The sequence below is a fragment of the Flavobacterium psychrotrophum genome, from assembly GCF_003403075.1.
GTDB classification, from domain to species: Bacteria; Bacteroidota; Bacteroidia; order Flavobacteriales; family Flavobacteriaceae; genus Flavobacterium; species Flavobacterium psychrotrophum.
This window is the reverse complement of sequence record NZ_CP031557.1, coordinates 2,361,511-2,386,238: the sequence shown is the minus strand read 5'-3', so window position 1 is coordinate 2,386,238 and position 24,728 is coordinate 2,361,511. Positions and strand designations below refer to the sequence as shown.

At 41.1% G+C, this 24,728-nt stretch carries 19 protein-coding genes; 6 read left to right on the top strand and 13 right to left on the bottom strand.

The genetic code is table 11. The annotated features are described in order from the left end of the window. Positions 1-61: 61 nt before the first annotated feature. From DYH63_RS10335 to DYH63_RS10325, 3 genes are all read right to left on the bottom strand, one after another. On the bottom strand, positions 62-1,090 hold the full coding sequence (locus DYH63_RS10335) for a M28 family metallopeptidase (protein WP_116788729.1): 1,029 nt from the start codon (positions 1,088-1,090) through the stop codon (positions 62-64). Positions 1,091-1,173: 83 nt separating this feature from the next. After that, complete coding sequence (locus tag DYH63_RS10330; protein ID WP_116788728.1) at positions 1,174-1,944, bottom strand: dienelactone hydrolase family protein; 771 nt, start codon at positions 1,942-1,944, stop codon at positions 1,174-1,176. A 106-nt stretch (positions 1,945-2,050) separates the two neighbouring features. Beyond that, the gene (locus DYH63_RS10325) at positions 2,051-2,599 is read right to left on the bottom strand and encodes a type 1 glutamine amidotransferase domain-containing protein (protein ID WP_116788727.1); all 549 of its coding nucleotides are present in this window, start codon (positions 2,597-2,599) and stop codon (positions 2,051-2,053) included. Positions 2,600-2,748: 149 nt separating this feature from the next. On the opposite strand from DYH63_RS10325, the gene DYH63_RS10320 reads away from it, so the two are divergent. Further along, positions 2,749-3,441 carry a DUF421 domain-containing protein gene (locus tag DYH63_RS10320; RefSeq protein WP_116788726.1) on the top strand — a complete coding sequence of 231 codons (693 nt, stop codon included), beginning with the start codon at positions 2,749-2,751 and terminating at the stop codon, positions 3,439-3,441. A 101-nt stretch (positions 3,442-3,542) separates the two neighbouring features. On the opposite strand, the gene DYH63_RS10315 is transcribed toward DYH63_RS10320, so the two are convergent. Next, positions 3,543-4,859, bottom strand: coding sequence for a ribosomal eL19 family protein (locus DYH63_RS10315; protein ID WP_116788725.1), 1,317 nt, complete (start codon positions 4,857-4,859; stop codon positions 3,543-3,545). Positions 4,860-5,002: 143 nt separating this feature from the next. On the opposite strand from DYH63_RS10315, the gene DYH63_RS10310 reads away from it, so the two are divergent. From DYH63_RS10310 to DYH63_RS10295, 4 genes are all read left to right on the top strand, one after another. Further along, positions 5,003-5,494 (top strand): GNAT family N-acetyltransferase, encoded by a 492-nt coding sequence (locus DYH63_RS10310; protein WP_116788724.1) that lies wholly within the window; start codon positions 5,003-5,005, stop codon positions 5,492-5,494. A 339-nt stretch (positions 5,495-5,833) separates the two neighbouring features. Further along, positions 5,834-6,208: a SpoIIAA family protein gene (locus DYH63_RS10305; protein ID WP_116788723.1), complete on the top strand. Its 375-nt coding sequence runs from the start codon at positions 5,834-5,836 to the stop codon at positions 6,206-6,208. Positions 6,209-6,234: 26 nt separating this feature from the next. Then, on the top strand, positions 6,235-6,741 hold the full coding sequence (locus DYH63_RS10300) for a pyridoxamine 5'-phosphate oxidase family protein (RefSeq protein WP_116788722.1): 507 nt from the start codon (positions 6,235-6,237) through the stop codon (positions 6,739-6,741). A 314-nt stretch (positions 6,742-7,055) separates the two neighbouring features. Continuing rightward, positions 7,056-8,114: an FUSC family protein gene (locus DYH63_RS10295; RefSeq protein WP_116788721.1), complete on the top strand. Its 1,059-nt coding sequence runs from the start codon at positions 7,056-7,058 to the stop codon at positions 8,112-8,114. Positions 8,115-8,232: 118 nt separating this feature from the next. Here DYH63_RS10295 and DYH63_RS10290 read toward each other — a convergent pair whose 3' ends face one another. Further along, a complete protein-coding gene (locus DYH63_RS10290; protein ID WP_116788720.1) occupies positions 8,233-9,228 on the bottom strand; it encodes a YihY/virulence factor BrkB family protein in 996 nt (331 codons plus the stop codon). 262 nt (positions 9,229-9,490) lie between these two features. Between DYH63_RS10290 and DYH63_RS10285 the strand changes: the two genes are divergently transcribed. Further along, positions 9,491-10,783, top strand: coding sequence for an NAD(P)/FAD-dependent oxidoreductase (locus DYH63_RS10285; RefSeq protein ID WP_116788719.1), 1,293 nt, complete (start codon positions 9,491-9,493; stop codon positions 10,781-10,783). A gap of 230 nt (positions 10,784-11,013) precedes the next feature. Here the strand turns inward: DYH63_RS10285 and tamL are convergent, their stop codons facing one another. From tamL to DYH63_RS10245, 8 genes are all read right to left on the bottom strand, one after another. Continuing rightward, positions 11,014-13,359 (bottom strand): translocation and assembly module lipoprotein TamL, encoded by a 2,346-nt coding sequence (tamL, locus tag DYH63_RS10280; RefSeq protein WP_205528320.1) that lies wholly within the window; start codon positions 13,357-13,359, stop codon positions 11,014-11,016. Then, a complete protein-coding gene (locus DYH63_RS10275; RefSeq protein ID WP_116788717.1) occupies positions 13,346-18,460 on the bottom strand; it encodes a translocation/assembly module TamB domain-containing protein in 5,115 nt (1,704 codons plus the stop codon). The genes tamL and DYH63_RS10275 overlap by 14 nt, the downstream gene beginning before the upstream one ends. A gap of 140 nt (positions 18,461-18,600) precedes the next feature. Beyond that, positions 18,601-19,164 (bottom strand): pseudouridine synthase, encoded by a 564-nt coding sequence (locus tag DYH63_RS10270; protein WP_116788716.1) that lies wholly within the window; start codon positions 19,162-19,164, stop codon positions 18,601-18,603. Positions 19,165-19,166: 2 nt separating this feature from the next. Continuing rightward, positions 19,167-19,922 (bottom strand): hypothetical protein, encoded by a 756-nt coding sequence (locus tag DYH63_RS10265; protein WP_162926990.1) that lies wholly within the window; start codon positions 19,920-19,922, stop codon positions 19,167-19,169. 93 nt (positions 19,923-20,015) lie between these two features. Then, on the bottom strand, positions 20,016-22,496 hold the full coding sequence (locus DYH63_RS10260; RefSeq protein WP_116788714.1) for a DUF5686 and carboxypeptidase regulatory-like domain-containing protein: 2,481 nt from the start codon (positions 22,494-22,496) through the stop codon (positions 20,016-20,018). Then, positions 22,493-22,915 (bottom strand): type II 3-dehydroquinate dehydratase, encoded by a 423-nt coding sequence (gene aroQ / locus DYH63_RS10255; protein WP_116788713.1) that lies wholly within the window; start codon positions 22,913-22,915, stop codon positions 22,493-22,495. The genes DYH63_RS10260 and aroQ overlap by 4 nt, the downstream gene beginning before the upstream one ends. Positions 22,916-23,057: 142 nt before the next feature. Continuing rightward, entirely contained in the window at positions 23,058-23,594 is a 537-nt protein-coding gene (locus tag DYH63_RS10250) for a porin family protein (protein ID WP_116788712.1), read from the bottom strand. 24 nt (positions 23,595-23,618) lie between these two features. Then, positions 23,619-24,140 carry a porin family protein gene (locus DYH63_RS10245; RefSeq protein ID WP_116788711.1) on the bottom strand — a complete coding sequence of 174 codons (522 nt, stop codon included), beginning with the start codon at positions 24,138-24,140 and terminating at the stop codon, positions 23,619-23,621. Positions 24,141-24,728 lie beyond the last annotated feature (588 nt).

Sequence of the window (24,728 nt, the reverse complement as noted above, 5' to 3'; positions counted from 1 at the left end):
CAAAGTAAAAACAAAAAGCTCAGGCATTGCCTGAGCTTTTTTAGTATAATAAAAATCTTTATTATCTACCGTCTTTGTCTACGCGTGGGCGGTTGTCTCCGTTTGCCAGTTGCCAAGCTGTAACAAACGCCAGCTGTGCACGTTTAGCAAGCAGGTCATATTCTATTTTTTCTGGCTTGTCGCCCGGTTGATGATAGTCATCGTGTACACCATTAAAGTAGAAGATAATAGGGATACCTTTCTTTGCAAAGTTATAGTGGTCGCTCCTAAAGTAGAACTGGTTTGGGTCATTACGGTCGTTAAAGGTATAGTCCAGGTTAAGGTTTGTATACTTCTTATTAGCAGCCTCATTAATGTTATGCAGGTCTGTACTTAAACGGTCAGATCCTATAACATATACATAGTTGCCATTGTCTTTATGGGCTTCGTCGCGGCGGCCTATCATATCAATATTAAGGTCGGCAATGGTGTTAGCCACAGGATACAGCGGATGCTCGCTGTAGTAGCGCGATCCGTGCAGGCCGTGCTCTTCTCCCGTTACGTGCAAAAACAATATAGAACGTTTAGGGCCATAACCGTCTTTCTTGGCTTGTATAAATGCCTGTGCAATTTCAAGAAGCGAAACAGTTCCGCTACCATCATCATCAGCTCCGTTGTATACTTCGCCATTCTTTGTACCCACGTGGTCATAATGAGCAGAAATTACCAGTATTTCATCAGGCTTCTCGGTACCTTCAATAAATGCCCAGATGTTTTCAGAATCGTTAAGCTTAGTAGCACTAAACGCTTTCGACATAAATTCTGACGGTACTTTCTGGTACCAGCCATCGGCAGCTTTTGGATAAGAAATACCGTTTGCCGTGTATTGGCTAATAAGGTAACGCCCTGCTTTTTTCTGGCCTTCTGTACCTGTATCACGTCCCTGCATAGAGTCGCTGGCTACAATATACAAATGCTTTTTAAGATCGTTCTGCGTAATGGTGTTCATGTATTTTGCCACGTCTGCCTTAGCGGGATCTTTTGGGCTGTTTTTCGCTACACTACAGGCTACAAGCAGTAATGACAGAGAAAGTATTCCTATTTTTTTCATATAATGGTATTGGTAAATGTTTAGTTTAAAAAATTAGGCTCTGAATCCAGAGCCTAAATCTATTAAAAATTTAAAGAAAAAACTTATTTGCGCGGAAACAATTCGTCAAGATACGCCTTAAAAGCTTTCCATGAGCGCTTATCTGCTTTCTCATTATAAGCGGCACCTTTGCTGTTGTCGTTGCCGGCTTCTTTCTCAGTAAAGGCATGTACTGCGCCACTGTAGTAGTTCATTTGCCAGTCGGCCTTGCCATCCTTCATTTCCTTAATAAAACCGTCAATATCTTTTTGCGGCACATAAGGATCGTCAGCACCATGCAGCACCAGTATGCGAGGCTTTATTTCGCCGTTATTGCGGGAAGCATCTTTGCCTAAACCGCCGTGAAAAGTTACTGCGCCTTTAATATTAAGGCCGGCACGTGCAGCTTCAAGAGCTCCGGTTCCGCCAAAGCAATAGCCTATAACAACAATGTTGTTAGCGTCAGCACCAGATTTTATGAGTTGTTCCAGTGCTGCCGAAATGCGCTTTACATATGCCTGGTAATTAGTTTTATAGTAACCTGCCTGTTCTCCGGCTTCTTTAGTGTTTGCAGGATATTTGCCTTCTCCGTAAATGTCAGCAATAAACGCATGGTAGCCTGCTTTTGAGAGTTTTCCGGCTACATCTTTAGTATGGTCGTTAATGCCCAGCCATGCCGGCAGTATAAGTATGCCCGGTTTTTGGTTTAGGGGTTTTGCAGGAACGGCAGAAAATCCGTTTAGTTTTTGGCCGCCTTCGTTGTATGCAACGGGGGTAAGTTGTGCCGAAGCGCTTACTGCCAGTAATATAATTGGCAATAAAAGTAATTTTTTCATTTGACTTTTAGGTTTTGTGTACTGTAAAGGTAATAAAGAAAGCCTTTATGCACAATGGCATAAAGGCTTTTCAAATAGTAAGGCACAGCCTTACATAATACTGTTTTTAACTATGCTGTAACTGGTGTTTACCTTCGTTAATTTCCTCTACCAGTTTTTTGTTAAATGCCGGTAGGTCTTCAGGGGTGCGGCTGGTAACAAGTCCCTGGTCTGTAACCACCTCTTTATCGCTCCATTGGGCGCCAGCATTTATAAGATCCTGGCTTATAGATTTAACCGATGTTACTTTGCGCCCCTCTATGACACCTGCATTAATAAGTGTCCATGGCCCGTGGCAAATGGCTGCTACAGGTTTCTTTTGGTCAAAAAAGTCTTTTACAAATTTAAGGGCATCTTCGTTAGTACGCAGCTTATCGGGGTTAATAACACCACCCGGCAGTACCAGTGCATTATAATCTGAAGCCGAAACTTCGTTTAATGTTTTGTCTACCTTATATTCAGGTCCCCAGTTTTTATCCGCCCATGATTTAATGGTACCAGCCTCAGGGCTTATGATCTCAGCGGTCCAGCCTTGTTGCTCAATATATTCTTTTGGCGATTTCAGTTCGCTTTCTTCAAATCCGTGGGTTGCCAGTATGGCTACTTTCTTGCTCATGATCTTGATTTTTTACAATTAATAATTTTGATTCATGTAAAGTTACCGCACCACAGCAGGGCAGGATTGTAATGCCATATTAAAGTTGTGCTAATGTTTGTTAATCTACCACTTAGCCGTTCTAACTTAGTAAAACAATTCTCATTAAAATGAAAAAGATATTCGAGTGGAACCGCCTTTTGTTTAATGACCTGCCCATAAGTTTTTTGGCAGAGGTAGCGTTTCGTACCATAATAATGTTTGTAGTGGTACTGGTTACCCTGAAATTTACCGGTAAGCGTGGTGTAAAACAACTCTCGGTCTTTGAGGTGGTAATTATAATATCGTTAGGCTCTGCTGCGGGCGACCCTATGTTTTATGAAGACGTAGGCCTGATACCGGCAATCATGGTTTTTTGCATTATTTTGATGATGTACAGGTCGGTTACCTGGCTATTAGGCAAAAGCAAATGGTTCGAAAATTTTATGGAGGGTACTGCCAAGTGCATTATAGAAGATGGGCAGTTTTCTATAGTCAGTTTTCAGCGGGAAGATCTTGCGCAGGACGAGTTTTTTGCAGAGTTACGGCTGAAGTCTATTGAGCATTTAGGCCAGGTGCGCAATGCCTATATGGAAACCAATGGTGCCATAAGTGTATTTTTTTACCGGGACGAAGATGTAAAGTATGGCCTGCCCATACGCCCTCAGCTTTTTGCATTAAAAAATACGGTAATCCCAAAGTCAGGGGTATATGCGTGTACCTTTTGTGCCAATACCCAGCGGCTGGAACCTACAGAAGGTACCTGTACCGTTTGCGGACGTAAAGAGTGGGTATTAGCCATAAACAGCCACCGCATAGTTTAAAAATCACTGCTATAAAAAAAACAGGGCAGCCCTCACTTTGCTACCCTGTTTCCTCTTAAAAATAAAATATACTAACTAAACTAAACTAACTCCTTGTTTTATTAACCCCTGCGTGAGCCACCTCCGCCATTATTGCCGCCACCGCGTGGTGACATAGATGGGGTGCTTTGGCGTGTTGCCGGTGCGTTTTGCATTTGGGCCGGTGCACTTTGGCGCGGTGTGCTTTGCATCTGTACAGGAGCGCTTTGCCTTGGCGTTTGTATTTGCTGCGGTGCACTTTGCTGCCTTACAGGAGCACTATATTGTCTTGCCGGTTCTGTGCTTTGTTGCCTTACCGGTGCGCTATATTGCCTGGCAGGTTCTGTGCTTGTTCTTACCGGAGCATTATTTAATGACCTTGTAGGTTCATTAACTGTTCTAACAGGTGTATTTACAGACCTTGATGGTTCTGTGCTCGTCCTTATGCTAGTGTTGTTACGGGCATTTCCGTTATCAAAGCTTCTTGACGGCCTTGTTGTAGCCCTGGACGGAGTATCAGTATTGCTGCTGTTGCTAAAACTGCTTCGGGTAGGTTTTGTATTTACATCTCTGGTACCGCGGCTGTTGTTAAGCCCTTCGTTACTTCTTGACCCATTGCTTACCGTACCACGGCTTCCGCCACGTGTACCGCTATTAGACCTGCTTTGTTCCAGTTCGTGCCTGTTAGCTACATTTTGGTTCCTGTTAGTAAACGACCTGCCCGGGTTTTGCTTTTCATAGTAGTTACTTCTGCGGGGTGCATAAAGGTTTGCTGCACGCCTGCTACGTCCACCGGTATTGTAATTGTAGGTGTTTCTGTTGTTTATATGTACGTGCACGTGGTTACGGTACCTGTATACCGGGTATGGTTCCCAGTAATTATAGTAGGTAGGGTAGTAGCCCCAATACCACGGTGAGTAATAAGGGCGATAGGTATTAACCCAAAACAACCCAAAAAGTGCCGGCCTTGTTACATATACAGGCTCATAAATATAGTTAGGGCCATACATATACACATCGCCTACCACCTGTACACTCACATTGTTGTGGCGGTCTCTTTCTATTTCTATAGTTGCTACATCCTGAAAGTTATCTACACCAAGTACTGCCTGTAGTACTATTACATGCACATTGTTTTGTGTGAGCTCTACAACCCTAAGGTAGTCTACACGGTTGTCTCCGTTAAGGTCAAGATTAGATATTTGAGTATCGGGATCATTCAGCCTGCGTTCAAAATCTTCAAGATCGCGGGAGTCGCCAAATATAGAAGCTACGGCCTGAAGATCTAAATTATCGCTGATGTCGCTGTTGTTTGCCCTGACGGTTGTAACATCCTGGGCAAATAAATTGCCTAATGAAATAAAGGCAAAAAGGACTGTATTTATAAATTTCGTTTTCATGATCAGTGTAAAGTTAGTTGCCAGATAAAACGTTTTTCTTAGTGGTTTGATTAGGTATAACCAATATCTGTGCCAATAATTTTTTTTACCTTTACCAAATAATAAAATACCAGAAATTACTGGGTTTTTGCAACTAAAAAGTAATGGAAATAAGAAAAGCCACGCTACAAGACTACGAAATTATACATAAAATAGCCCTTATAACCTGGGATGCAACATATAGTAAAATCCTTACCACAGAGCAACTGGATTATATGCTTGATATGATGTACAGCCATAAAGCTATAGAAGAGCAGATAGCCATAAAAGGGCATGAGTTTTTAATTATTGAGGAAGAAGGAATACCTATGGGTTTTGCCGCTTATGAAATTAATTACCTATCTGAAACTACTAAGCTGCATAAACTGTATGTGTTACCTGAAACTCATGGCAAGGGTGCAGGCCGTGCACTTTTAACCGTTGTAGAAAATGCCGCCCGACTTCATACAAACGACAAGCTGGTCCTTAACGTAAACCGTTTTAACCCGGCACTAAACTTTTATATTAAATCGGGCTTTGAGAATATGGGCGACGATAATATAGACATTGGTAATGGTTATGTTATGGAAGATTACCTGATGCAGAAGCAACTGTGATTTGCCATTTACCGGATACCAAAACAATTAACCACATAGATAGATGGGTATAGTAGTCTTGTAAGTTTACATAAGGCAAAGCTACGCTTCACATAGCTATGTGTAAAATTTATTTTCTATCTGTTCTTTTAGCTCAAGGCAAGCTATGTACCTATTTGTTAAAAATATAGAGATTTTAACGTGGGAATATTTGACACTATCAAGTATTTAATATTCATGCTTTAAAATCTCACTCTCTGAAATTTATCATTTTGTTGGGTATGCTTTATGAAGCCAATAACATACGTCTAAGCATGTTAGGGCTAACTTTGAAGTATACGAATTAAAAACCACAACATCATGATAACGCAGATAAACGATGTACCTAATAATATGGTTGCCTTTCGGGCAGCAGGCGAAGTAACGAAAGACGATTTTGAGATCGTGAAAGAAACCGTAGCCGACTTGGTAGATAAAACCGGCAAGCTGAACTACCTTCTGTATCTTGAAGATGATGTTCCAAAAGATTTTACTGCGGGTGCCTGGCTTCAGGATGCGCTGCTGGGAGTTCAAAACTTAACTAAGTGGAACAGGGCTGCCATTATAACCGACTCAGAAGGAGTACAGAAATTTACGGGTGTATTTAGTAAAGTAATGCCCGGCGAATTTCGCGGTTATCCCAAATCAGACTATCAGCATGCGGTAGACTGGGTATCTGAACGTACTGATGTATAATTTCCACCAACTTTAAAACAATTATTATGGGAACTCAAAAAGATCTTTTCAGCAGTGAGGCCATTGCCAAAATAAAGGAAATGGCCGAAGATATAAAAATGTGTATGTTTTGTACAGAACTTTCGGTAAGGCCGGTACCTACACGCCCCATGGGTGTGCAGGAGGTTGACGACCAGGGGAACCTTTGGTTCCTGAGCTCTAAGGACAGCAACAAAAATTTTGAAATAAGCCACGATAACGAGGTGCAGCTTATTTTTGCCAAGAATGCAGATGCCCATTTCCTATCAGTATTTGGTACGGCAGTTATTTATACAGACAGCTCTCGTGTAGAGGATATATGGACACCCATGGCTAAAACATGGTTTGAAGAAGGCAAGAACGACCCTAACGCTACGGTTATTAAAGTAACCCCACAGGATGCCTATTACTGGGATACCAAAAATGGTAAGATGATATCATTGCTTAAAATAGCTATTGGCGCCCTTGTAGGCGGCGTAGATGACGGTGGGGTAGAAGGCAGGCTGAATGTATAATAGACCTGAAACCTGAATATGAATGACGAAAAACTTCCTTTATGGAAGTTTTTTGTTTTTAAGAGATATAGTAATACCATTTATGAATATATCGTAGCCTGATTTTTTCTACTATTTTATGTCACGCAAAGGCGCGAAGACGCAAAGCTGGGTTACGCACAGCTACCCACGAAGCGACTGTTAAGTCGCAAAGCTTTGCGACTTAACAGTCGCTGTATTGAAACCTAGTTTAGTATATAGCTTTGCGTCTTGGCGCCTTTGCGTGATAAATTATTTAGACTGAATTATATTAATAATTGGCATAATTTTGCAGTATGAAATTATTGCAGGAAATCCGCGAACTTTATGCCCTCAAACCATCCTCCCGCGGGTGGCACATTCCTTTACTGGCATCATTATGTGTTAGCACACCGTTATTCATTGGCTATTTTGCAGGCAATGTTCTGGCAGGTTCTGTAGCGAGTATTGCGGGACTGGTAATTTTATACCTGCCAGAGGCATCATTTACCCGCCGGATGATTACTCTTATGGCGTGCGCATTTGGGCTGCTCATTTCATTCTTTTCAGGATTGCTGTTTAGCTTTAACCCTATAGTGGCGAGTGTTTATCTGGGCGGTTTTACTTTTGCCGTACACTGGGTAACACGATATTTTAAACTAAAACCTCCCGGCAATTTCTTTTTTATAATGCTTGCTGCAGTAGGCATTTGCATGCCATTTAATTTAGAACAAATTCCACTTAAAACCGGGCTTGCCACAATGGGATGTATTAGTGCCTGCCTGCTTGCGTTTATCTATGGTTTTATGGTACGCACTAAAAACCCTGATGCGCAGGAAACAATAATTGTACAAAAGAACCTGATTAGCGGTACGGCAGAATCAGCCATTTTTGGGATTACCATAGGTGTTTCATTGGCAGTAGCCAAATTATTCCAGCTCGAGAATCCGTATTGGGTACCGGTATCGTGCCTGGCGGTAATGCAGGGTGTATCGGCTAAACATATTTGGCAGCGCAGTTTACAACGCATCATCGGCACATTTTTGGGGCTCGGGCTTGCTTATGTTTTACTGTCTTTAAAATTGCCCGTTTGGGGTATCTGTCTGGGCATAGCCCTAATGCAGTTTGTTGTAGAAATGTTTATTACCCGTAACTATGGCTACGCAGTTATATTTATAACCAGCCTTACTTTGTTGCTTGCTGAGTTTGGCAGCAGCCTCTCGGGCAGGCCGAATGAGCTTGTAGTGGCTCGTTTTACAGATATTGTCCTGGGCAGTCTTGTTGGGGCAATAGGCGGGTACTTTTTATACCACCAAAAAATTAAGGATAAGATGGAACGCCAGCTTCGCAAAACCCGCATCGCACTTAAGCGTTAGTTAATGCAAATACATCATTGCGCTTAGTTAAGTTTTTTGTCACAAATTGCACGATTAATCACTAATTAGTTTGTGAGAATTTGTGCAATTCGTGGCTTATTTTATAATGTATTTGCCCTTAAGCGTTAGTATCTTTTGGATGGCTGGTGTCTTCGATTACAGCTGTGGCTACAGGCTGCTGCGTAATAGTCCCGTTTTCCTTTTCCATTTCGCGTTGCTCTACATATACGGCGTAGTCTGCCGGTTGTATGCGCCTGCCTTTAAATATGGCAAAGGCACGGGTAAACTCTGCACCAAAATACATAATGGCAGCGGTATAGTAAATCCATAACAATATTACAATTATAGATCCTGCCGCGCCATAGGGAGAACCGGCTCCGGTAGTGGTTATATAAATACCAATTAAGTACCTGCCTAACAAAAACAGGCACGCCGTGAAAAAGGCTCCCGCTTTTACATCCTTCCATTTAATTTTTGCATCGGGTAGTACCTTAAATATTACGCCAAATAATATCGTGATAACAAGGAAGCTAATGGCAAGGTTGATGATATTGAATATTACAAGTGTAAAATCAGGGAACCAGCGCTTAAGGATGTCGTTAAGGGCTACAATGGCACCATTGGCAATTAAAGATACTATAAGCAAAAACCCAAGGCCTATAATGATAGACCCGCTGCGCAGCCTGTCTTTTATAAGCTTTAACCACCCTTTTTTAGGTTTGGCCTTTACCTTCCATATCATGTTTATAGAATCCTGAATTTCTCCAAAAACGGTTGTGGCACCCAGTATCAGGGTAAATATACCAATTATTAAAGACAAGGTTGTTTTACCCGATAATTCAAGGTTTTTAATAACCTGCTGTATTTGCTTGGCGGCATCGCTGCCTATAAGGTCGCGTATCTCAAAAAAAATACGCCCTTCTGTAGCATCGCGGCCATAAAAAAAACTGGCAAGCGAAATAATAAGCAGCAGTAGCGGTGCAAGCGAAAACAGCGTGTAATAAGAAAGCGATGCACTAAGTTTAAGCCCCTTATCGGCCATAAAGCCGTTAAAGGTATCTTTTAGCACAGTTATGCTGTTTTTTATAGTAGCTTTCCTAAATATATTCTTCATGTTATGGCGTTGCGTTTTTTATGTAAGGATAAAAATAAATATTGCTACAGGCAATACCTACAATATTAACAAATCTATATAATGCGTGCATAATTTTTAGGGTGCTTTTTTTCCTGATTAACAATTGGCTATACCAAAACCCAATTATTTCACAAATTTCCTTAACACAAGGTTATTTACTTTGTGTATTAACAGGCAAAATCTTAACTTTATACAGGCTTTTTAAGCTAAAAAGAAGAAGTTTCTAACACCCACATTTCCAATGAAAATAGTAATAATAGGAGGGGGCTTTGCCGGACTAAACCTGGCAAATGAGCTCTCAGATAACAAGAATTTTGAGATAACGCTGGTCGATAAAAACAATTATAATTTTTTTCCGCCACTTATTTACCAGGTAGCCACCGCTTATCTTGAGCCTTCCAGTATCAGCTATCCTTTCAGGAAATATTTTAGGGGAAAAGATAATGTTACCTTCCGCATGGGCGAGTTTATGATGGTTAAGCCCAATGAAAATATTGCTGTACTGCATAACGGCGAGCTTGAATATGATGCGCTTGTGTTTGCAACGGGTGCTGAAACCAATTACTTTGGTATGGAAAACGTAAAGAAAAATTCCATCCCGATGAAAACGCTAAATGATGCGCTCGAAATGCGTAACAAGCTTTTACAGCGTATGGAGAAAGCTACCCTGCATAAAAACAGCCGCGAGCGCCGCAAGTATATGAACATTGTTGTTGCCGGTGGCGGCCCTACAGGTGTTGAGGTATCCGGTATGTTTGCCGAAATGCGTAAAGGCGTGCTGCGCAAAGAATATCCTGAACTGGCTACCAGTGTAAGTAATGTGTACCTTGTAGATGGTGGCGATGCGCTGCTTGCACCCATGAGCAAAGCGAGCCAGAAAGATACTTATGACGCCCTTACCAAGCTGGGTGTTATTGTAAAGCTCAATGCCCGTGTTACTGATTTTGTAAATGATACCGTACACCTTAGTAATGGAGAAACCATACAGTCTAAAAATCTTATATGGGCTGCCGGTGTAGCGTGCCGTGCTTTTGATGGCATACCGCAGGAAAGCTATGGCCGTGCAAAGCGTATGATAGTAGATGCGCACAACAAGGTAATTAATACCACTAACATATATTCTATTGGTGATACCTGTTATCAGGATACTGATGTGGCTTTTCCGCAGGGGCACCCACAGGTAGCACAGGTAGCCATACAGCAGGGCAAGCACCTTGCAAACAATTTTAAAAAGTTGGTTAAGAACGAAGCCCTTGTACCGTTTAAATATAAGGACAAAGGGTCTATGGCAATCATAGGTAAAAATAAGGCCGTAGTAGACCTGCCAAAACCTAAAATGCACTTTAAGGGATTACTGGCCTGGATGATGTGGCTGTTTATTCACTTACTGTCATTGCTTACGTATCGCAACAGGTTTGTAACGTTCTGGAACTGGATGGTTTCTTATTTCTCAATGGATCAGCCACTGCGTATGATAATCCGTCCTGAAAAACGAAACAGGCAACTACCGGAGGCAAGTAAGCCGCTAAACTAAGAACTCGTCTTGACTTTTTTGATTGAAGCGAAAAATAGGGATTTTTGATTCAGACTTTGACTTTTTTGCACTGCATAGCAGCGCTACGGAGTAATAAACAGGCAAAATATGGAGCGAAAAGACCAGTTTGCAGCCAATTGAAAAAAGTCAAGATGAGTTCTAATTCATAAAAAAAACCGGAGCAACTTTAATTGCTCCGGTTTTTTTATGCTCTATTAAATATTGATGCTTTAAAAAGGATACCCTATAGCCAGGTTAAATACCAGGTTATCTTTTCTCCACGAGCCGCTGCCAAAGTTGATTTCATCTAACACCCAACGGTTGTTTTCCGGTAGCCATGGTTTGCGCAACGGAAAGGCAAGGTCCAGCCTCAATACAATAAACGAAAGGTCTAAACGTAAACCGGCTCCTGTACCCACGGCTATTTCGCTGGCAAATTTACTGCTAAATTCAGCACCGGGGCGGCTGTCGTCTTTGTTCCAAAGCCAGATGTTACCGGCATCTACAAACACGGCACCATGAATAAATTTATACAATTGTGCACGATATTCTGTATTCAGTTCCAGTTTTAGGTCGCCACTCTGGTCAGGCAAAAAGCTGCTTTGGTTTGTGTTACCTTCATTTTGGGTTCTGTAATCGTAAGACCCGGGGCCAAGGCTCCTGGCACGAAATGCCCTGATACTGTTAGTTCCGCCTATAAAAAACTGCCTGATGTAGGGCAATGCAGTAGAGTTACCATAAGGATATCCTACACCTACAATAACACGGCTTGCCAACTGCGAATTTTCTCCCAGCTTAAGATAGTGCCTAAAATCCTGCTCGGTTTTTACAAACTGACTAAACGGCACTTGTAGTACTGTTTTCTGGTCGCTTGCTTTAGCCCCTGTTGCTAAACCTGCTATAGTACCTGCAAGCTCCAGCGAGCCTTTGTAATAAATGGTATGCTTTTTATTTTTTTGCATGGTATTCGTATAATTAAACGAATAGGTAGGGCCAAAAATAAGCTGCTTGTCTATAACTCGCTGTAATGATGGATTTTCGGGGTTTTCTGGGGTGCCATTTTCTCCTATTATCAATCGCTGGTACTCTGCTGTTACATTAGCCGGGTTTACATAGGTAATGTCTGATACATAAAGCTGGTGCTCTGTACGCACGTTATCTTTCCATAAGTAACCAAACTGCGCCCTAAAGGTATTAAGCGCATAAAGTTTCATCCTCTTTTGATAGTCATAACTTAATGATGCCTTGGTACGTGGTACAAAGGCACTGCTGTCTTTTACCTTAATTGGTGTTATAAAACGGGGCCACACCAGACTGGTTTCTCCACCTATATGGTACACATTATACCCTTTGTTTTGACCGGCTACCTGTACATCCATACCACCGTTTACGGCAATGTTTAATAATTCTGCGGCTCTAAATGTATTGCGGTTACTCCAGTTTACGGTAACTTCTGCACCATTATAGTTAGCAGAGTTGGTCTTACCTGTAGTTTCTATACGTATTGATTTTTTAGGCAGGGGTGTAAAGTAATAGTATACATCGAGCATATTCTTAACCGAGTCTGAAGCCGATGGATGAAACTCATTCTTTACAAACTTAAACGTGCCCAGGTTTACCAGCCTGTTAAGCGACAGGTTATGGTCGCGCCTGCTGTATGTATCTCCTTTATGGAAAAACAACGTCTTATCGTAAATAATGGGGCGAAAGGTGTGCGCCGAATCTATGATCGTAAAATCTTTATACTTTTCTACAGCACCTTTAGCCACACGGATACTGTCCTGATTATTTGTAAGAGAGTGGTTAGGAAAAATAATGATATCGTTTATTTTGTATACCTGCCGTGCTTTTTCTGGTGTTTCATCCTTAACTATAAGTTTTATATCTACCTGGTAATTACCGGCAGTACTATCTACACGAGCCAATATATAATCGGCATTAAAGTAATAATACCCCCTGTTTTTAAGACGGTTATCTATACGGTCGCGCTCTGCCTTGATGGTAGCAAGGTCATAAGGGTCGCCTGTTTTTAAAAGGCTGCGGCGTGCCGTGCGGGCAATATCTTTTTCCAGTTTTGATCCTGCCGTATCAGGGAAAGTTACGTTACGTATCTTAAACTGCTTATTGGTAGTAACTGTATACAATGCCGTAGCACGTCGACTTTTTGAAACCGAATCTGCCGAAGTGCGGGTCTTGAAAAAACCTTTATTCTCACTATAGTTTTGTAAAATGTCAGCATTATAATCAAGGTCTACCTGGCTAAACAGTACAGGTGGTTCGCCCAGTTTTGTACGCATCCAATGGCGCAGGCCGCTTTCTTTTTTAGGTTCGCCGGCAAGGTTATACATATATAGCTTAAAGCGCAATCCTAAAAAATTACTGTTAGGTTTAGGGCGCAGCAAGGGCTGTAGCTCTTTCTCTAATACCTTGCGCTGCTTTTTAGTCATCACTGTATCTTTAACCGTTACCTTGCCGCCCACATATAGCATATCGCCTTCGGGCAGGTACTTGGTATTACTACAGCCGTAAGCAAAGAGGATTAAAAATAGTAGGTATATAAATTTATTTATCTTCATCATTAGTGCTGTTTGGCTGTAATTTGTCCTGTACTTCTTTTTCTGCGGCTTTAGCTTTCTTGTTCCTTTTTTCCTGGCGGGCTCGTGCTTTGCGTTCGTTTTCCTGCTTCCTCATTTCTCTTTCCTCTTGTGTACGATGAAAAAGTTCACGGAATTTATTATAATCCATTGTTATAACAAATGAAACCCCGGTTTCAACAATCTGCCCTTGCAGTGCCACCTGATATTCATTTTTGCGATAAGCACGCACCATATATCGGCCATCCTGTGTTAGCTGGTAGTCAAGCGAAACGTCTCCTGCAATGTTTGTTGTTTCCTCATTGGCCTGCTGCGGGCCTTCAAGTCCAAAGCTACTACCTACAGTAACCTTTAGGCGGTCGTTAAACAGGTTTTTAGATACACCCACATTAAGATCAGTTCGGTTAGCCTGTGTACCCGTAGTATAATCATCAGTAGATTCAAGGTCAAAATTAAGTTCTACACCACTTACAAGATTTGCCGCAATATTATTAAGCTGTTGCGAAAGTATCTTACTTACACTCTGGCGGGCAAGCGACTCTGCACTGGTTCCTCCGGCTTCGCTTGAAAAAGGGTTATCGCCAATAAACCTGTTTAATAACAATAGGGCAAATACCTGCTTATTCATTTCTGATGGTTCCTGGCGTATCTGGGCTAGCTTAGACTCTGTAGTATTTATTACTTCGCTCGATACACCATGATTACCTTCCGGAATCACAATATCAAAAGACAGTTCGGGCTTTAGCAACTCGCCACCAATTTTAAGCTCGGTATCAAAAGGGATACGCTGTTTAAAGGTATTTACAGATGTCCTGCCGCTTATCTCATTACTTACAAGGTCTATAGGCGCTGTCTCTGTTGTGTATACAGCAGTAATATCAATATTTGCCGCTGTAGGCTCGCCGGTCCAGATTATTGAGCTGCCCGATTTTATATCGAATTTCCTTTTTATAAAGTTAAACGACATTTGGTAAGCACCTTCTGTAAACTCATATCGTCCGGTAAGGGTGGTCTTACCCGATGGGTCTATACCGCCTGTAAGCTGGGCCTCGCCTTTAAGCTCCAGGAAGTCGCCATTACCTTTATCTATAATGAGGTTTAAGGTAGCTTCTTTAACGATCTCGATATTTACAGAAACATCCATCCCCTCAAATCCGGTTTTATTTACGGCTTCCTCAATTTTGAGGCGCTGCATCATTTCTATATTATCTTCGTCTACAAACTCTACCACGCCTTCGCGGTCTGCGATTGAAGGATCCTGTTGTGGCAGCACTACGGTAAACTTAGTGTCTTCGTTTATTTTAAGGTCGCCATCTACTATAGGTGCGGTCATTGTTCCTTTTATGCTAAGGTCAGCATCAAGGTACAGGTCGCCATAATAAAAATCATTATCCTTTGCCTTACTGTTTATTGCCCTGAAGTTCTCAGCCTTTACGGTCATGTTAAAACCAAAGGCACGATAATCTGTAGTGGCTATGTTACCATCTATCGTAAGGATGTTGTTTTTTTCGTCTTCTATTTTAAAGTTGTTCATCTCTATACCGGCATCGGTAAAGCGGATGTTATTATTTACACCTTTATACAGCGAGTTAAGCTGCGTAACCCGGAAACTTACATCGTTAAATTTCAGGTCTCCCAGTATGTTAGGATCTGTAGCTGTGCCTGTAACATCAAATTTCCCTGAAAGGTAACCGTCGCTGTCTTTCAAGGCACCAAAGCTAAGCGCCTGTATGCTTGCCATGTTCAGTTTTTGCATATCAAGGTTCATATCAAAACTGCTCGATGTAGTATTGTAGTTGCCTTTAAGGTTTACCTGGTTACCGTTGCCTGTAATAGCTACGTCGGCTTTAAAGGTATTAGCTGTCGCGTTGTCTACATAAATTTTTACATTGCCCACGGTATCTTTTGCTACGGCAAGGTCTGTAATGTCAAGATGCGATTCAAATACCGGGGTATTGGCAAGGTCGCGCACTTTTGCATCGCCATTTATGATTCCTTTAATTTTTACTTCATCTTTCTGAACGGCATTGGTAAGCGTTTCAATCTGGAAGTTATTCAGCGTTACATTTAGCGGCGCATTAGCGGTTTCTGACTCCGATTGTATTTTTATAGAACCACCATCGTTACTCAGCTCAAAGTTATTGGCATAAATGCCCTGTTGCCCAAAACGGATAAGGTTATCCTGTGCAATAGCCCACTCATCATAATTAAGCATTAGCCCATTTGGGTTAAGTGCAATTTCTGTATTTCCGTCAACCTGTTTAAGGTTACCCGCCAGCATATATTGCTGCTTCTTTTTCTGGTCGTCTATTTCCAGCCTGTAGTTTAGTGTATTATCTTTTACATCTCCGGTAATGCTGGTTTGCCCCAGTTTAAACGAACTGTTTTCAAGCCCCTCAACCTGTACACTGTACACAAGGGCAGTATCTCGTGTAGTAATGTTTAACGCTCCGCCAGAAATGGTATTGCTGCCAAATACGACACGCGGAATAAGCCCGTTTACTACAAGGCTGTCTGTAGCGCTGTTGTAAGCCCCTTTAATTTTTATAGGCTCCAGGCGGGTAATTTGGGGAACCAGTTTAGTAATAATAGGATCATTATCAATATTAAGGAAGAATGCTATTTGTTGCGGGTCTTCAGGCTTTTCAACCTTTTGCCCCGGAATTTCATAGTATTTAGAAATGGTGTTTTTAATCGCTGCCGGCAACTGGCTTATTTTGTAATGGCCTTTTGCACGGGCTTTTATAAACTGCGATACCACAGTAATATTGGTAGTATCGGGTGTGGTTACCGCTGCTATATTAATAGAGTCCATCGCAAATTGTTCTTCTGCATTGGCAAATAAAAAGTTATGAATTGCTATGCGCCCGTTAAGGTTATCAGGATTGGCATCGTCAATATCAGCGTCTACATTGCCACGCAGTTTTAATGGCCCCGCATGCAGGTTTAACTTGTCAAGATCGGCAATATCAATATTGAGGTGCACTTTTCCTTTCGGATATTTCCCTTTAAATCCACCCGAGGCATCCAGGTCAAAATCAAGATTAGGGTCGTTCATGTTAGCAATTGCCTTAAACGTGCCGTTATTTATAGAACCGTCTATAAACAGGTCGCGGTAGGTGTAGCTGTTATATTCGGCTTTAATAACTGTTCCTTTTAATGATGCATTTGCCGTTTGCGGATCAAGCCCCGAGCCTTTTACTTTTGCCTTGATGGTAATGCGCCCAATGGAATCATTTTTTATAAGGCTGCCCACATCAAAGTTGGCAATATCTACATCAGCATCATATTTTTCTGCACCTTTACGCCTTTGGTCAAACGTGGCTTTTACTTTTGCATTACCAAAGCTGCTGCCCAGGGTAAGATTAGTTGCAAAATTATTAATGCCGCCTTTAAACGTGCCTTTAACGGCAATATTTGCAGGCAGCTGAATATTTGCTGGCAATGTGCCTGCCGGTAAAAGGCTGTTTATATCTTTAGCGGTAGACTTAAAGTCTTTAATATTCAGGTCAAAATTAGCGGTTTTTACATCAGGCAGCCCTTTGATACGGCCGCTCGCGGCAATTACGGTACGGCCTATACCACGCACTTCGAGGTTACCAATGTACAGGTCTGCAAGCTGGCCTTTTACATTACTGTTAATGAACAGGCTACTATTAGGGTTGCCTTTAAACGGCGCAGTATTGGCAAGCTGCGGAGCAAAAAGCAACACATCTTTAAAACCTATCTGGCTGTTATCTAAATTAGCATCTACACTAAGCGAGGCGATGTCTTTTTGCACTGCTTCTAAAGATGGGTAAGCAACGGCAATATGGTCTTTTAGTAATGTTTGTGGTGTTTCAAGATACAGGCCTTTAAGTTCTGCACCACGTGTACCGTATAAAAATTCGGTACGTAGTTCCTGAATATCAACACCGCTCTTATCTTTAACCGTAAAGCGCTCTATAGTACCAGAAATAGCATCAGGGCCATAGCTAAAGTCTTTTGCCTTAAGGTTAAGGTTAGTAATATCAAGGTGTTTAAAGTCGATTCCTTTAGTAACAGGGGCTGCATTTTGGTCATCAAATTTAAAAGCAACATCTTTAATATCAGTATTATTCAGCTTAAATTTCCATTGGGCTTTTTGCACCGCAGTACTTTCTTTTGGAAGTTCTTCCTGTGCCTGTTTTTCGGCTTTGCCAAAAGCTAATCCGCCTTTAAGATTTTCTATTTCAAGGTTATCAAGGTCGATAAGTTGGGTTTTCAGGTTTACTTCGTTTACTTTAGCAAACAGTCTTTTAAGTTTCAGGCCGGTGTCCAGGCTGCTGCCTTCATTATCATAGCCTACATCTACATTGGTAAGGTTTATTTCGCCCAGTTTTAAAGAAAGGTCAGGTTGTTTACTGGCTTCTTCAGCAGCTTTTTGAGTGGTTTGTGCTATTTCATCAACCATACTTTGCTTAAAACGTACGGTTACACCATCAAGGTTTATTTTAGGGATGTTAAACGCCAGGTTATCAAGGTCAAAATCTTTAAATCGCGTATCAAAATGCTTTATGCCCGCCGTTAGGTAATTGCCAGTAATGTCGTCGTCATACTTTACCTTAACGCGGTCAAGATTTACCTTATTGATAGAGAATTTCATGGGCGTGCCGGTAGTATCTTTTGGCTTGCCGCTATCAAATGCTTTTATAATATAATCAAAATTAAAAACACCTTGTTTATTACGGGCAACACGGCCGTTAATTCCTGTAAGGGAGATGCTGTTTATTTCTACCTCACTACTCAGCAGTTTAAACAGGCTTATGTCTACCGCAAGTTTTTCTCCGGCAAGCAGCGTATCATGCTGTTGGCTTTCAAAATAAACATCTTCTATGATTACGGTTTTAGGCAGGCCAATTTCTATACGGCCAATTTTTACATCGGTGCCAATCTTTTTTTCAAGATAGGTAACGGCTTTGTCTTTTACAAAGTTTTGTACATAGGGCACCTGTAACAGCAGTACTATTAGCAGGAATAACGCAATAACGGAGCCTACCGTCCAGAGCAGTATCTTCAGTCCTTTTCTCAGGTATTTTTTTAGCTTGGTATTCTTCTTGTTCATTACTGCTAAAAATACTCGAAATTACCGTAGGGGATGTTTAAAATTTTGCTAAAAAATCTTACAATATTAAGTATGCATTGTACGTTTTTAGGCTCTTCCGGGTTTAGGGTTTTAACTCAAAACTAATATATTAGCGCCTTTTAAATGTCAAACACGGTTACCTCTCTAACCTCTCCCGGTTGTAAATCGTGTAAATGTATATTGCCGACACGAACGCGTACCAGCCTTAGTACAGGAAAACCCACAGCCGAAGCCATTTTGCGCACCTGCCTGAATTTGCCCTCTGTAACTGTAATGCTAACCCAGCTGGTAGGCCGGTGGCCATCGCGTACCCTGCGCGATCGCTCCGGCAGTGCAGGAGTGGCATCTAGTATAAATGCTTTGCACGGTGCAGTAATATATTTAGTACCCTTAAAGCCTATTTTTACACCATTTTGTAACTGTTCAACCGCATCGGGCGTTATAATACCGTCTACCTGGGCATAGTACTCTTTTTCTACATTTTTGCCCCGCACAATTTCGCTCATCATGCCATCTGTAGTAAGCAGCAGCAATCCCTCGCTGTCTTCGTCCAGGCGGCCTATGGCCATAGTGCCTTCAGGAAAATCATGCAATTCGCCCAGTAATTTCTTATTGCGTTTAAGGTTGTAAATAAACTGGCTCAGGAACCCCCAGGGCTTATATATTATAAAATGTTTGTGCATAGTTACTGCTTACGGTACAGGTCTTTTCTTTCGGTCCAGGTACTGTCTGTTTTTGTGAGTTCTTCTAACAGCCCGCCATAGTGCATGGCACCATACATTACGGCTATTTTTTGGTTATTTTCATCTATAATGGCAGCAGCAAGGTACCTGTTACGGTAGCCCAGTACAAATTCTTTCATCCAGTTATTAACCTGCCTCGGGCATGAATATTTTTGGTCAAATGAGGTTTCGAAGTCGCAATTGCTAAGTGCAATTTTGCCATATTGGTCTTCATATGCTTTAAGCAAAACATTCATTGGTACATCTTCAATCCGTCCTTTAATGGTATCTACACCCATTTTATGATATTTGGGCTGGTTGGTAAGGCCTTCTTTGTTTTTAAATTTACGACCCATAAAGGTACCGTTTACAGAATCCAGGTAACCGTTACGGTTAAGGTCTACACCCAGCAGGTAGCGTATTTTTCGGCGCAGTGTGTCTTTTTGAGGAGCTGTGAGTGAATCTTTAACACGCACGCTTTCCATAAAAACAATGTAGCCATTGCGTTGTAATGAATCTACCTTGCTTTTTGTATCGGCATAAAACTCTTTTTTGCCCACATGAACCATAGGGATATAAGCAACCGTTTTATTTCCGTTACTAAAAAAGGATACCGAATTATGCTCCCGGTAAGCACCCACAGACCTTAGTGCCATAGACATACAGGACGTAAGTAATAGTGCAATAAATAGTAATAAAAAAAGAGATTTTTGTTTCATGCGGTTACTGGTTTCTACTTGCGAATATAAGCTTATTTAGCTTTATTGTAGTATGAAACCCATAGAATGCTTAGTGCAAACGCATTAAATTACCTACTCCAGGAAATCTATAAAAGTTAAGCCAAATACAACACCATCGCCCCTAAAGCCCCCTTCGTAAGAGCGTACATAGTCAAAGCGCAGTAGCCTGAACTTACCCCAGCCTACATTGTCTAACCCTATGGTAAATTCCATATACGGATTGTTTTGTGGTGTGGCAAGGTAGTGCGCCCCGGCTACAAGGTAATATTGAAGCTTGTTGAATAACGGTACTGAGTTAGTAAGATAGCCATTAAAATGATGCTCCATATGGGCTTCAAAATACTGGTCGTTTGTACTGTGGGTATAATAGGGCAGGAGGTTAAAAACATTAAGATAACGTTCTGAACGGCCCACGTGGGTTTCGTTACCATTAAAATGTTTCCAGTCCGGGAAGGCTACACTGCCACTATCAAAAAACTTACCAGCCCTGAACGCTGTACCCAGTGTACCGGCATTGCCTATGGTAAGATCATATAATACACGTGCAGATACATGGTTAAACTCATAATCTTTAATGCTTGACGCAAATCCTTTTTCATATTTTAAATATAAAAGCGGATACTTATCATTAGTAATGGTTTCGCGGCCATCAGGACGGGTGCGGTAGGTTTGACCAAAGCTTATGCGCGCCATAACCGATGCCTTCATCATGTTGTGCTTTAAAAAAGCAGGCGTGTCATAATCAAACGGCAACAATGGGTTGTTTGATGTATAGTCGTGATATATATCTTTTAATGTACTAAAATTGGTATTGTTTCGCAGGGCATGGCGGCGCGTGTACTCTACACTCCCATACAGAAACAGTCCGTTTGTAACCTCTTCTTCATAATTAATCCTCGCGAAAGCATTGTCATACAGCTTCATGTAATTATCCCTAAAGAACAGGGTGCTTATACTGTTCACAATCTTATTGATTGGTTTTTCAGGGTTGTATTGCTCTATGCTGCTACCACCGCTAAGGGTAATTTTCCGTTTACTGAAATTATTGAATTTATGCTCTATATGGCCAGTCATCCTAAAGCGCTGTTCTGCAAAACCATAGTTTAAGTCGGTACCTATTTTAGTATACGTCTTATTATACTCATCATGAAACTTTGTAAACTCAAATCCTGGCCCCAGCCAATAGGCCTGTACAGTATTAAATGCCAACCTGCGGATGATGCCGGTGTAGCTAAACTGCCATTGTTCTGCCGTATTATAATAATTATAACCTACGGGTACCGATGTCCACTTAAAGCGGTTGCGCTCGCGGTCAGTACTATCTGTATATGCTTTTGTCTGGCGCAGGGTTTCAAGGCGGTCTTTTACAATGTAGTCGTTGCGCTCAGCAGGGGTAAGGGGTATAGGGCGTATACCATTCCAGTATGCAGCAGTTTTTTTATTGCTGTCGGGCTCAAAATACTGAATTTCTGCTGTAAGGCTTTTATCTGTAAAAGTGGGCTTAAAGTTATAATTGCTATACACATAGCTAAAAGTACCTTCGGCATGAACGCCCAGCAGGCTAAGGTCAAAAGTTATAAGCTGTACATTTTTACTCCACAAGTGCTCTTGCCTGTTGTAGCCAAAGTTTTGTTTTATGGTAAGACTGTTAAGCAATGGCTGTTTTATGGTGCTGCCTTTTACAGAAAGATCTGTGGCATAAATTTCGGCTGTTTTATCTACAAGATACAGGTAGCCATCCATCGTGGCTTCGGTATCTGTTTTTGGTGTTACTTTTATTTTATTGATTATTTGCCCGCCGGTATCGCTAAAAGTGCTTTCCAGATTGTACTTATAATAGGCAAAGGCATCATTAGCTAGCGGAGAAACCACATTTACCTGAAAGGGCAGATAGTTTTGGTAAAAATCAAATTGTGCCGCATCGGCATTGTTGTAACTAAAATCGTTATCCTCCCCACTTACACGGCTTGCAATTACGGTTTCGTTTAGCTTATCCGGTGCCCGGTACTCTATTTTGCTTACCGTTTCGCTTAGGTAAATAATGCCGTTGCCACTGGTATCTATAGATGCGCCCAGGTCGCCTATGCTTTGCCCCAGCACTTTTTGCGGAACATTATGCAGGCGTACTGTACCACGGCTATAAAAATCGGCTTCAAAAGCAGCTGTCCTTGCAGCGTTAATCTTCCTGTTTTTAATAGCGAATGCAATAAGGCTGTCTGCACTTACTTTTTTATTACCAATAACTACCTCGTTAAGTTGGTAACTTTCATCTTCTAAGGTAATATTCAGCATATGCGGAAAGCTTGTAATGCTTTGGCTTACTTCTTTGGTCTTAAAGCCAATGCTCCTGAATATAAATGTGAATTTCCCTTTTTTATTGAGGCTAAGGGTATATTGCCCATCTTCGTTAGATGATGTGCCGCTATATGTACCTTCTACCGCTATCGATACAAAGGGAACGGGTTTGCCGGCCTTATCGGTAACGGTACCACGCACCTGTGCCAGGGCAGGCAGGGTAACCAGGAAAATTATTATAGCGGCTATTTTTTTCATGTTTCGTATATAAATGATTGTAAAGCTAACTCATAGCTTTTTAGTCCAAATCCAATAATAACCCCCGCACAAACAGGCGATAGGTAAGACTGGTGCCTAAAGCTTTCGCGAGAAAACGTATTTGATATGTGTACTTCAATAACCGGTGTGGTTACTGCTTTTACGGCATCGGCTATGCCGATAGAGGTATGTGTATAAGCACCGGCATTTAGTATGATGCCATCGTGGTCAAAACCGGTGTCCTGTATTTTAGTAATAATTTCGCCCTCAATATTGCTTTGATAGTACGACAGTTTTACACCCGGAAATTTTTGCTGTAATTCGGCAAAATAGTCTTCAAAGCTGCGGCCGCCATATACTTCCGGTTCTCTTTTACCCAGCAGGTTAAGGTTAGGGCCGTTAATAATAATGATCTTCATTTAGTGTTTGTATTATAAAAGTAAAAATAGGCATTAGCCTTACTGAATGTATGTGGTATAATGAAAAATTTAACAAGTATCAAAATAAAAAAACCGGTTAGACTAACTAAAGCCAACCGGTTTTTAGAATATTTTTAATTTTTTAGAATATGTTGTACCCAACAGACAGTTGGAACACTCCGTTCTTAGCATCGCTGGCATAAGCACCATCGGCTACTTTAGTAAGGCCAATTACATAACGTGCCTGTACAAAAAGCCCTGCTATAATTTTTGCTTCAAGACCACCGGCAAGCCCTATATCAGTACTTTTAGCTTTAAGATCTTCTGTATCCTTAGTAAGAAATGAGAATTGTGGACCAGCTACAATACTTACTTTCTCTGGCAGTATATAAAACTTAGCCAGTACCGGTACACTAACATAATCAAGGTTAATATCATCTCCACCTTTTACCTTAGCTCCAATTGAAGAGTAAAGCGCCTCAGCCTGTACAGAGAATGTAGGTACGATGTTAAGTTCAAGCACTGCACCGGCATGCCAGCTTGTTATGCCTTCGGTATCTACGTCGTTACCGTTAAAATTTGCGAAGTTGGCACCTGCTTTGATACCAAAATCAATACCCTGCGCCTGTGTTGTCATGACGCCCAAAAGCATTGCTGCTGCTAAAAAGATCTTTTTCATTTTTTTTAAGTGTTGGTTAAATAATTAGAACATTAATCCTATAGAGGCCGTTACGGCTGTATTTTTAATATCTACGTTATCAGATACCTTTTTGCTTCCGCTATAGTATCTTGCCTGTATAAACAGGTTGTTTGTCAGAAAGAACTCAAGCCCGGCGGCAAGCCCAAAGTCGAATGTATTACTTTCAAAGCTCTTAAAGTTATCACTTTCATTAATCAGCATCCCAAATTGTGGCCCCAGCTGAATATTAAATCCTTCGGTAGGGTATATCTTAAGCATAACCGGTACACTAAAATAGCCCAGCTTTACTTTATTGTCATTAATTTCGGCACCCATCACGCTATATAGTAGTTCGGGTTGTACACTCAAAAAGTTTGTAATTTCACTTTCATAAACTACACCAAGGTGCCAGTTGGTAACTACATTAAAATCATCAGACGCATCTCCTCGGAAGTTTGAAAAATTTAATCCTCCCTTTACGCCAAACTGCGCCTGCATAGTAATACCGCAAATAAGTGCGGCCACTGTAAGTAAAAATTTATTCATACGTATTTATTGGTTTACAGGTCAAAAGTAGAGAAAAGGAGTGTTAAAAGAGTGAATTTTAATTTCCTTTTAACCATTTACAATGATAATACATTTGATTACAGGCATATGCAATAACAAAAAAAGCCCTGTAAATACAGGGCTTATATACTTTGAAGTTGGGTTTTAAAGTAAGGAGCAGGTGTTTAAGCAGAAACGTTACTTTTTTTGCTTAAATACGGGCTTTCGTCATCATCACTACCGCAGCCTACAATGAGAACCGCAATAATGGCACAACATAATTTGGTAAAGTTTTTCATAAAATGCTTGTATTGAATTAGTTTGATTATGTTTACCAGTCAGATTTTATTGTTATCAATGTACAAATAAAATTGGTAAAACATTATGTTAAAACGTTAATATATATCTAATTATTATTTTAAAGTATATAACCTATTGAATATAGGTATTATAAATTGGTGTAAATATTATGATGTGCATACAAATTTGTGGTCATAATTATGGCAATTGGTAAAGGCTAAAAAACATTCTTATTACAGTGGGTTATATATTTTAGACGGAAAAGTTTAAAAAAGGTTGCGTACCGGC

Bases quoted from the DNA above. Each gene is read 5' to 3' on its own strand.
- DYH63_RS10335 (WP_116788729.1), bottom strand. From the start codon at position 1,090: ATGAAAAAAATAGGAATACTTTCTCTGTCATTACTGCTTGTAGCCTGT.
- DYH63_RS10330 (WP_116788728.1), bottom strand. From the start codon at position 1,944: ATGAAAAAATTACTTTTATTGCCAATTATATTACTGGCAGTAAGCGCT.
- DYH63_RS10325 (WP_116788727.1), bottom strand. From the start codon at position 2,599: ATGAGCAAGAAAGTAGCCATACTGGCAACCCACGGATTTGAAGAAAGC.
- DYH63_RS10320 (WP_116788726.1), top strand. From the start codon at position 2,749: ATGAAAAAGATATTCGAGTGGAACCGCCTTTTGTTTAATGACCTGCCC.
- DYH63_RS10315 (WP_116788725.1), bottom strand. From the start codon at position 4,859: ATGAAAACGAAATTTATAAATACAGTCCTTTTTGCCTTTATTTCATTA.
- DYH63_RS10310 (WP_116788724.1), top strand. From the start codon at position 5,003: ATGGAAATAAGAAAAGCCACGCTACAAGACTACGAAATTATACATAAA.
- DYH63_RS10305 (WP_116788723.1), top strand. From the start codon at position 5,834: ATGATAACGCAGATAAACGATGTACCTAATAATATGGTTGCCTTTCGG.
- DYH63_RS10300 (WP_116788722.1), top strand. From the start codon at position 6,235: ATGGGAACTCAAAAAGATCTTTTCAGCAGTGAGGCCATTGCCAAAATA.
- DYH63_RS10295 (WP_116788721.1), top strand. From the start codon at position 7,056: ATGAAATTATTGCAGGAAATCCGCGAACTTTATGCCCTCAAACCATCC.
- DYH63_RS10290 (WP_116788720.1), bottom strand. From the start codon at position 9,228: ATGAAGAATATATTTAGGAAAGCTACTATAAAAAACAGCATAACTGTG.
- DYH63_RS10285 (WP_116788719.1), top strand. From the start codon at position 9,491: ATGAAAATAGTAATAATAGGAGGGGGCTTTGCCGGACTAAACCTGGCA.
- tamL (WP_205528320.1), bottom strand. From the start codon at position 13,359: ATGAAGATAAATAAATTTATATACCTACTATTTTTAATCCTCTTTGCT.
- DYH63_RS10275 (WP_116788717.1), bottom strand. From the start codon at position 18,460: ATGAACAAGAAGAATACCAAGCTAAAAAAATACCTGAGAAAAGGACTG.
- DYH63_RS10270 (WP_116788716.1), bottom strand. From the start codon at position 19,164: ATGCACAAACATTTTATAATATATAAGCCCTGGGGGTTCCTGAGCCAG.
- DYH63_RS10265 (WP_162926990.1), bottom strand. From the start codon at position 19,922: ATGAAACAAAAATCTCTTTTTTTATTACTATTTATTGCACTATTACTT.
- DYH63_RS10260 (WP_116788714.1), bottom strand. From the start codon at position 22,496: ATGAAAAAAATAGCCGCTATAATAATTTTCCTGGTTACCCTGCCTGCC.
- aroQ (WP_116788713.1), bottom strand. From the start codon at position 22,915: ATGAAGATCATTATTATTAACGGCCCTAACCTTAACCTGCTGGGTAAA.
- DYH63_RS10250 (WP_116788712.1), bottom strand. From the start codon at position 23,594: ATGAAAAAGATCTTTTTAGCAGCAGCAATGCTTTTGGGCGTCATGACA.
- DYH63_RS10245 (WP_116788711.1), bottom strand. From the start codon at position 24,140: ATGAATAAATTTTTACTTACAGTGGCCGCACTTATTTGCGGTATTACT.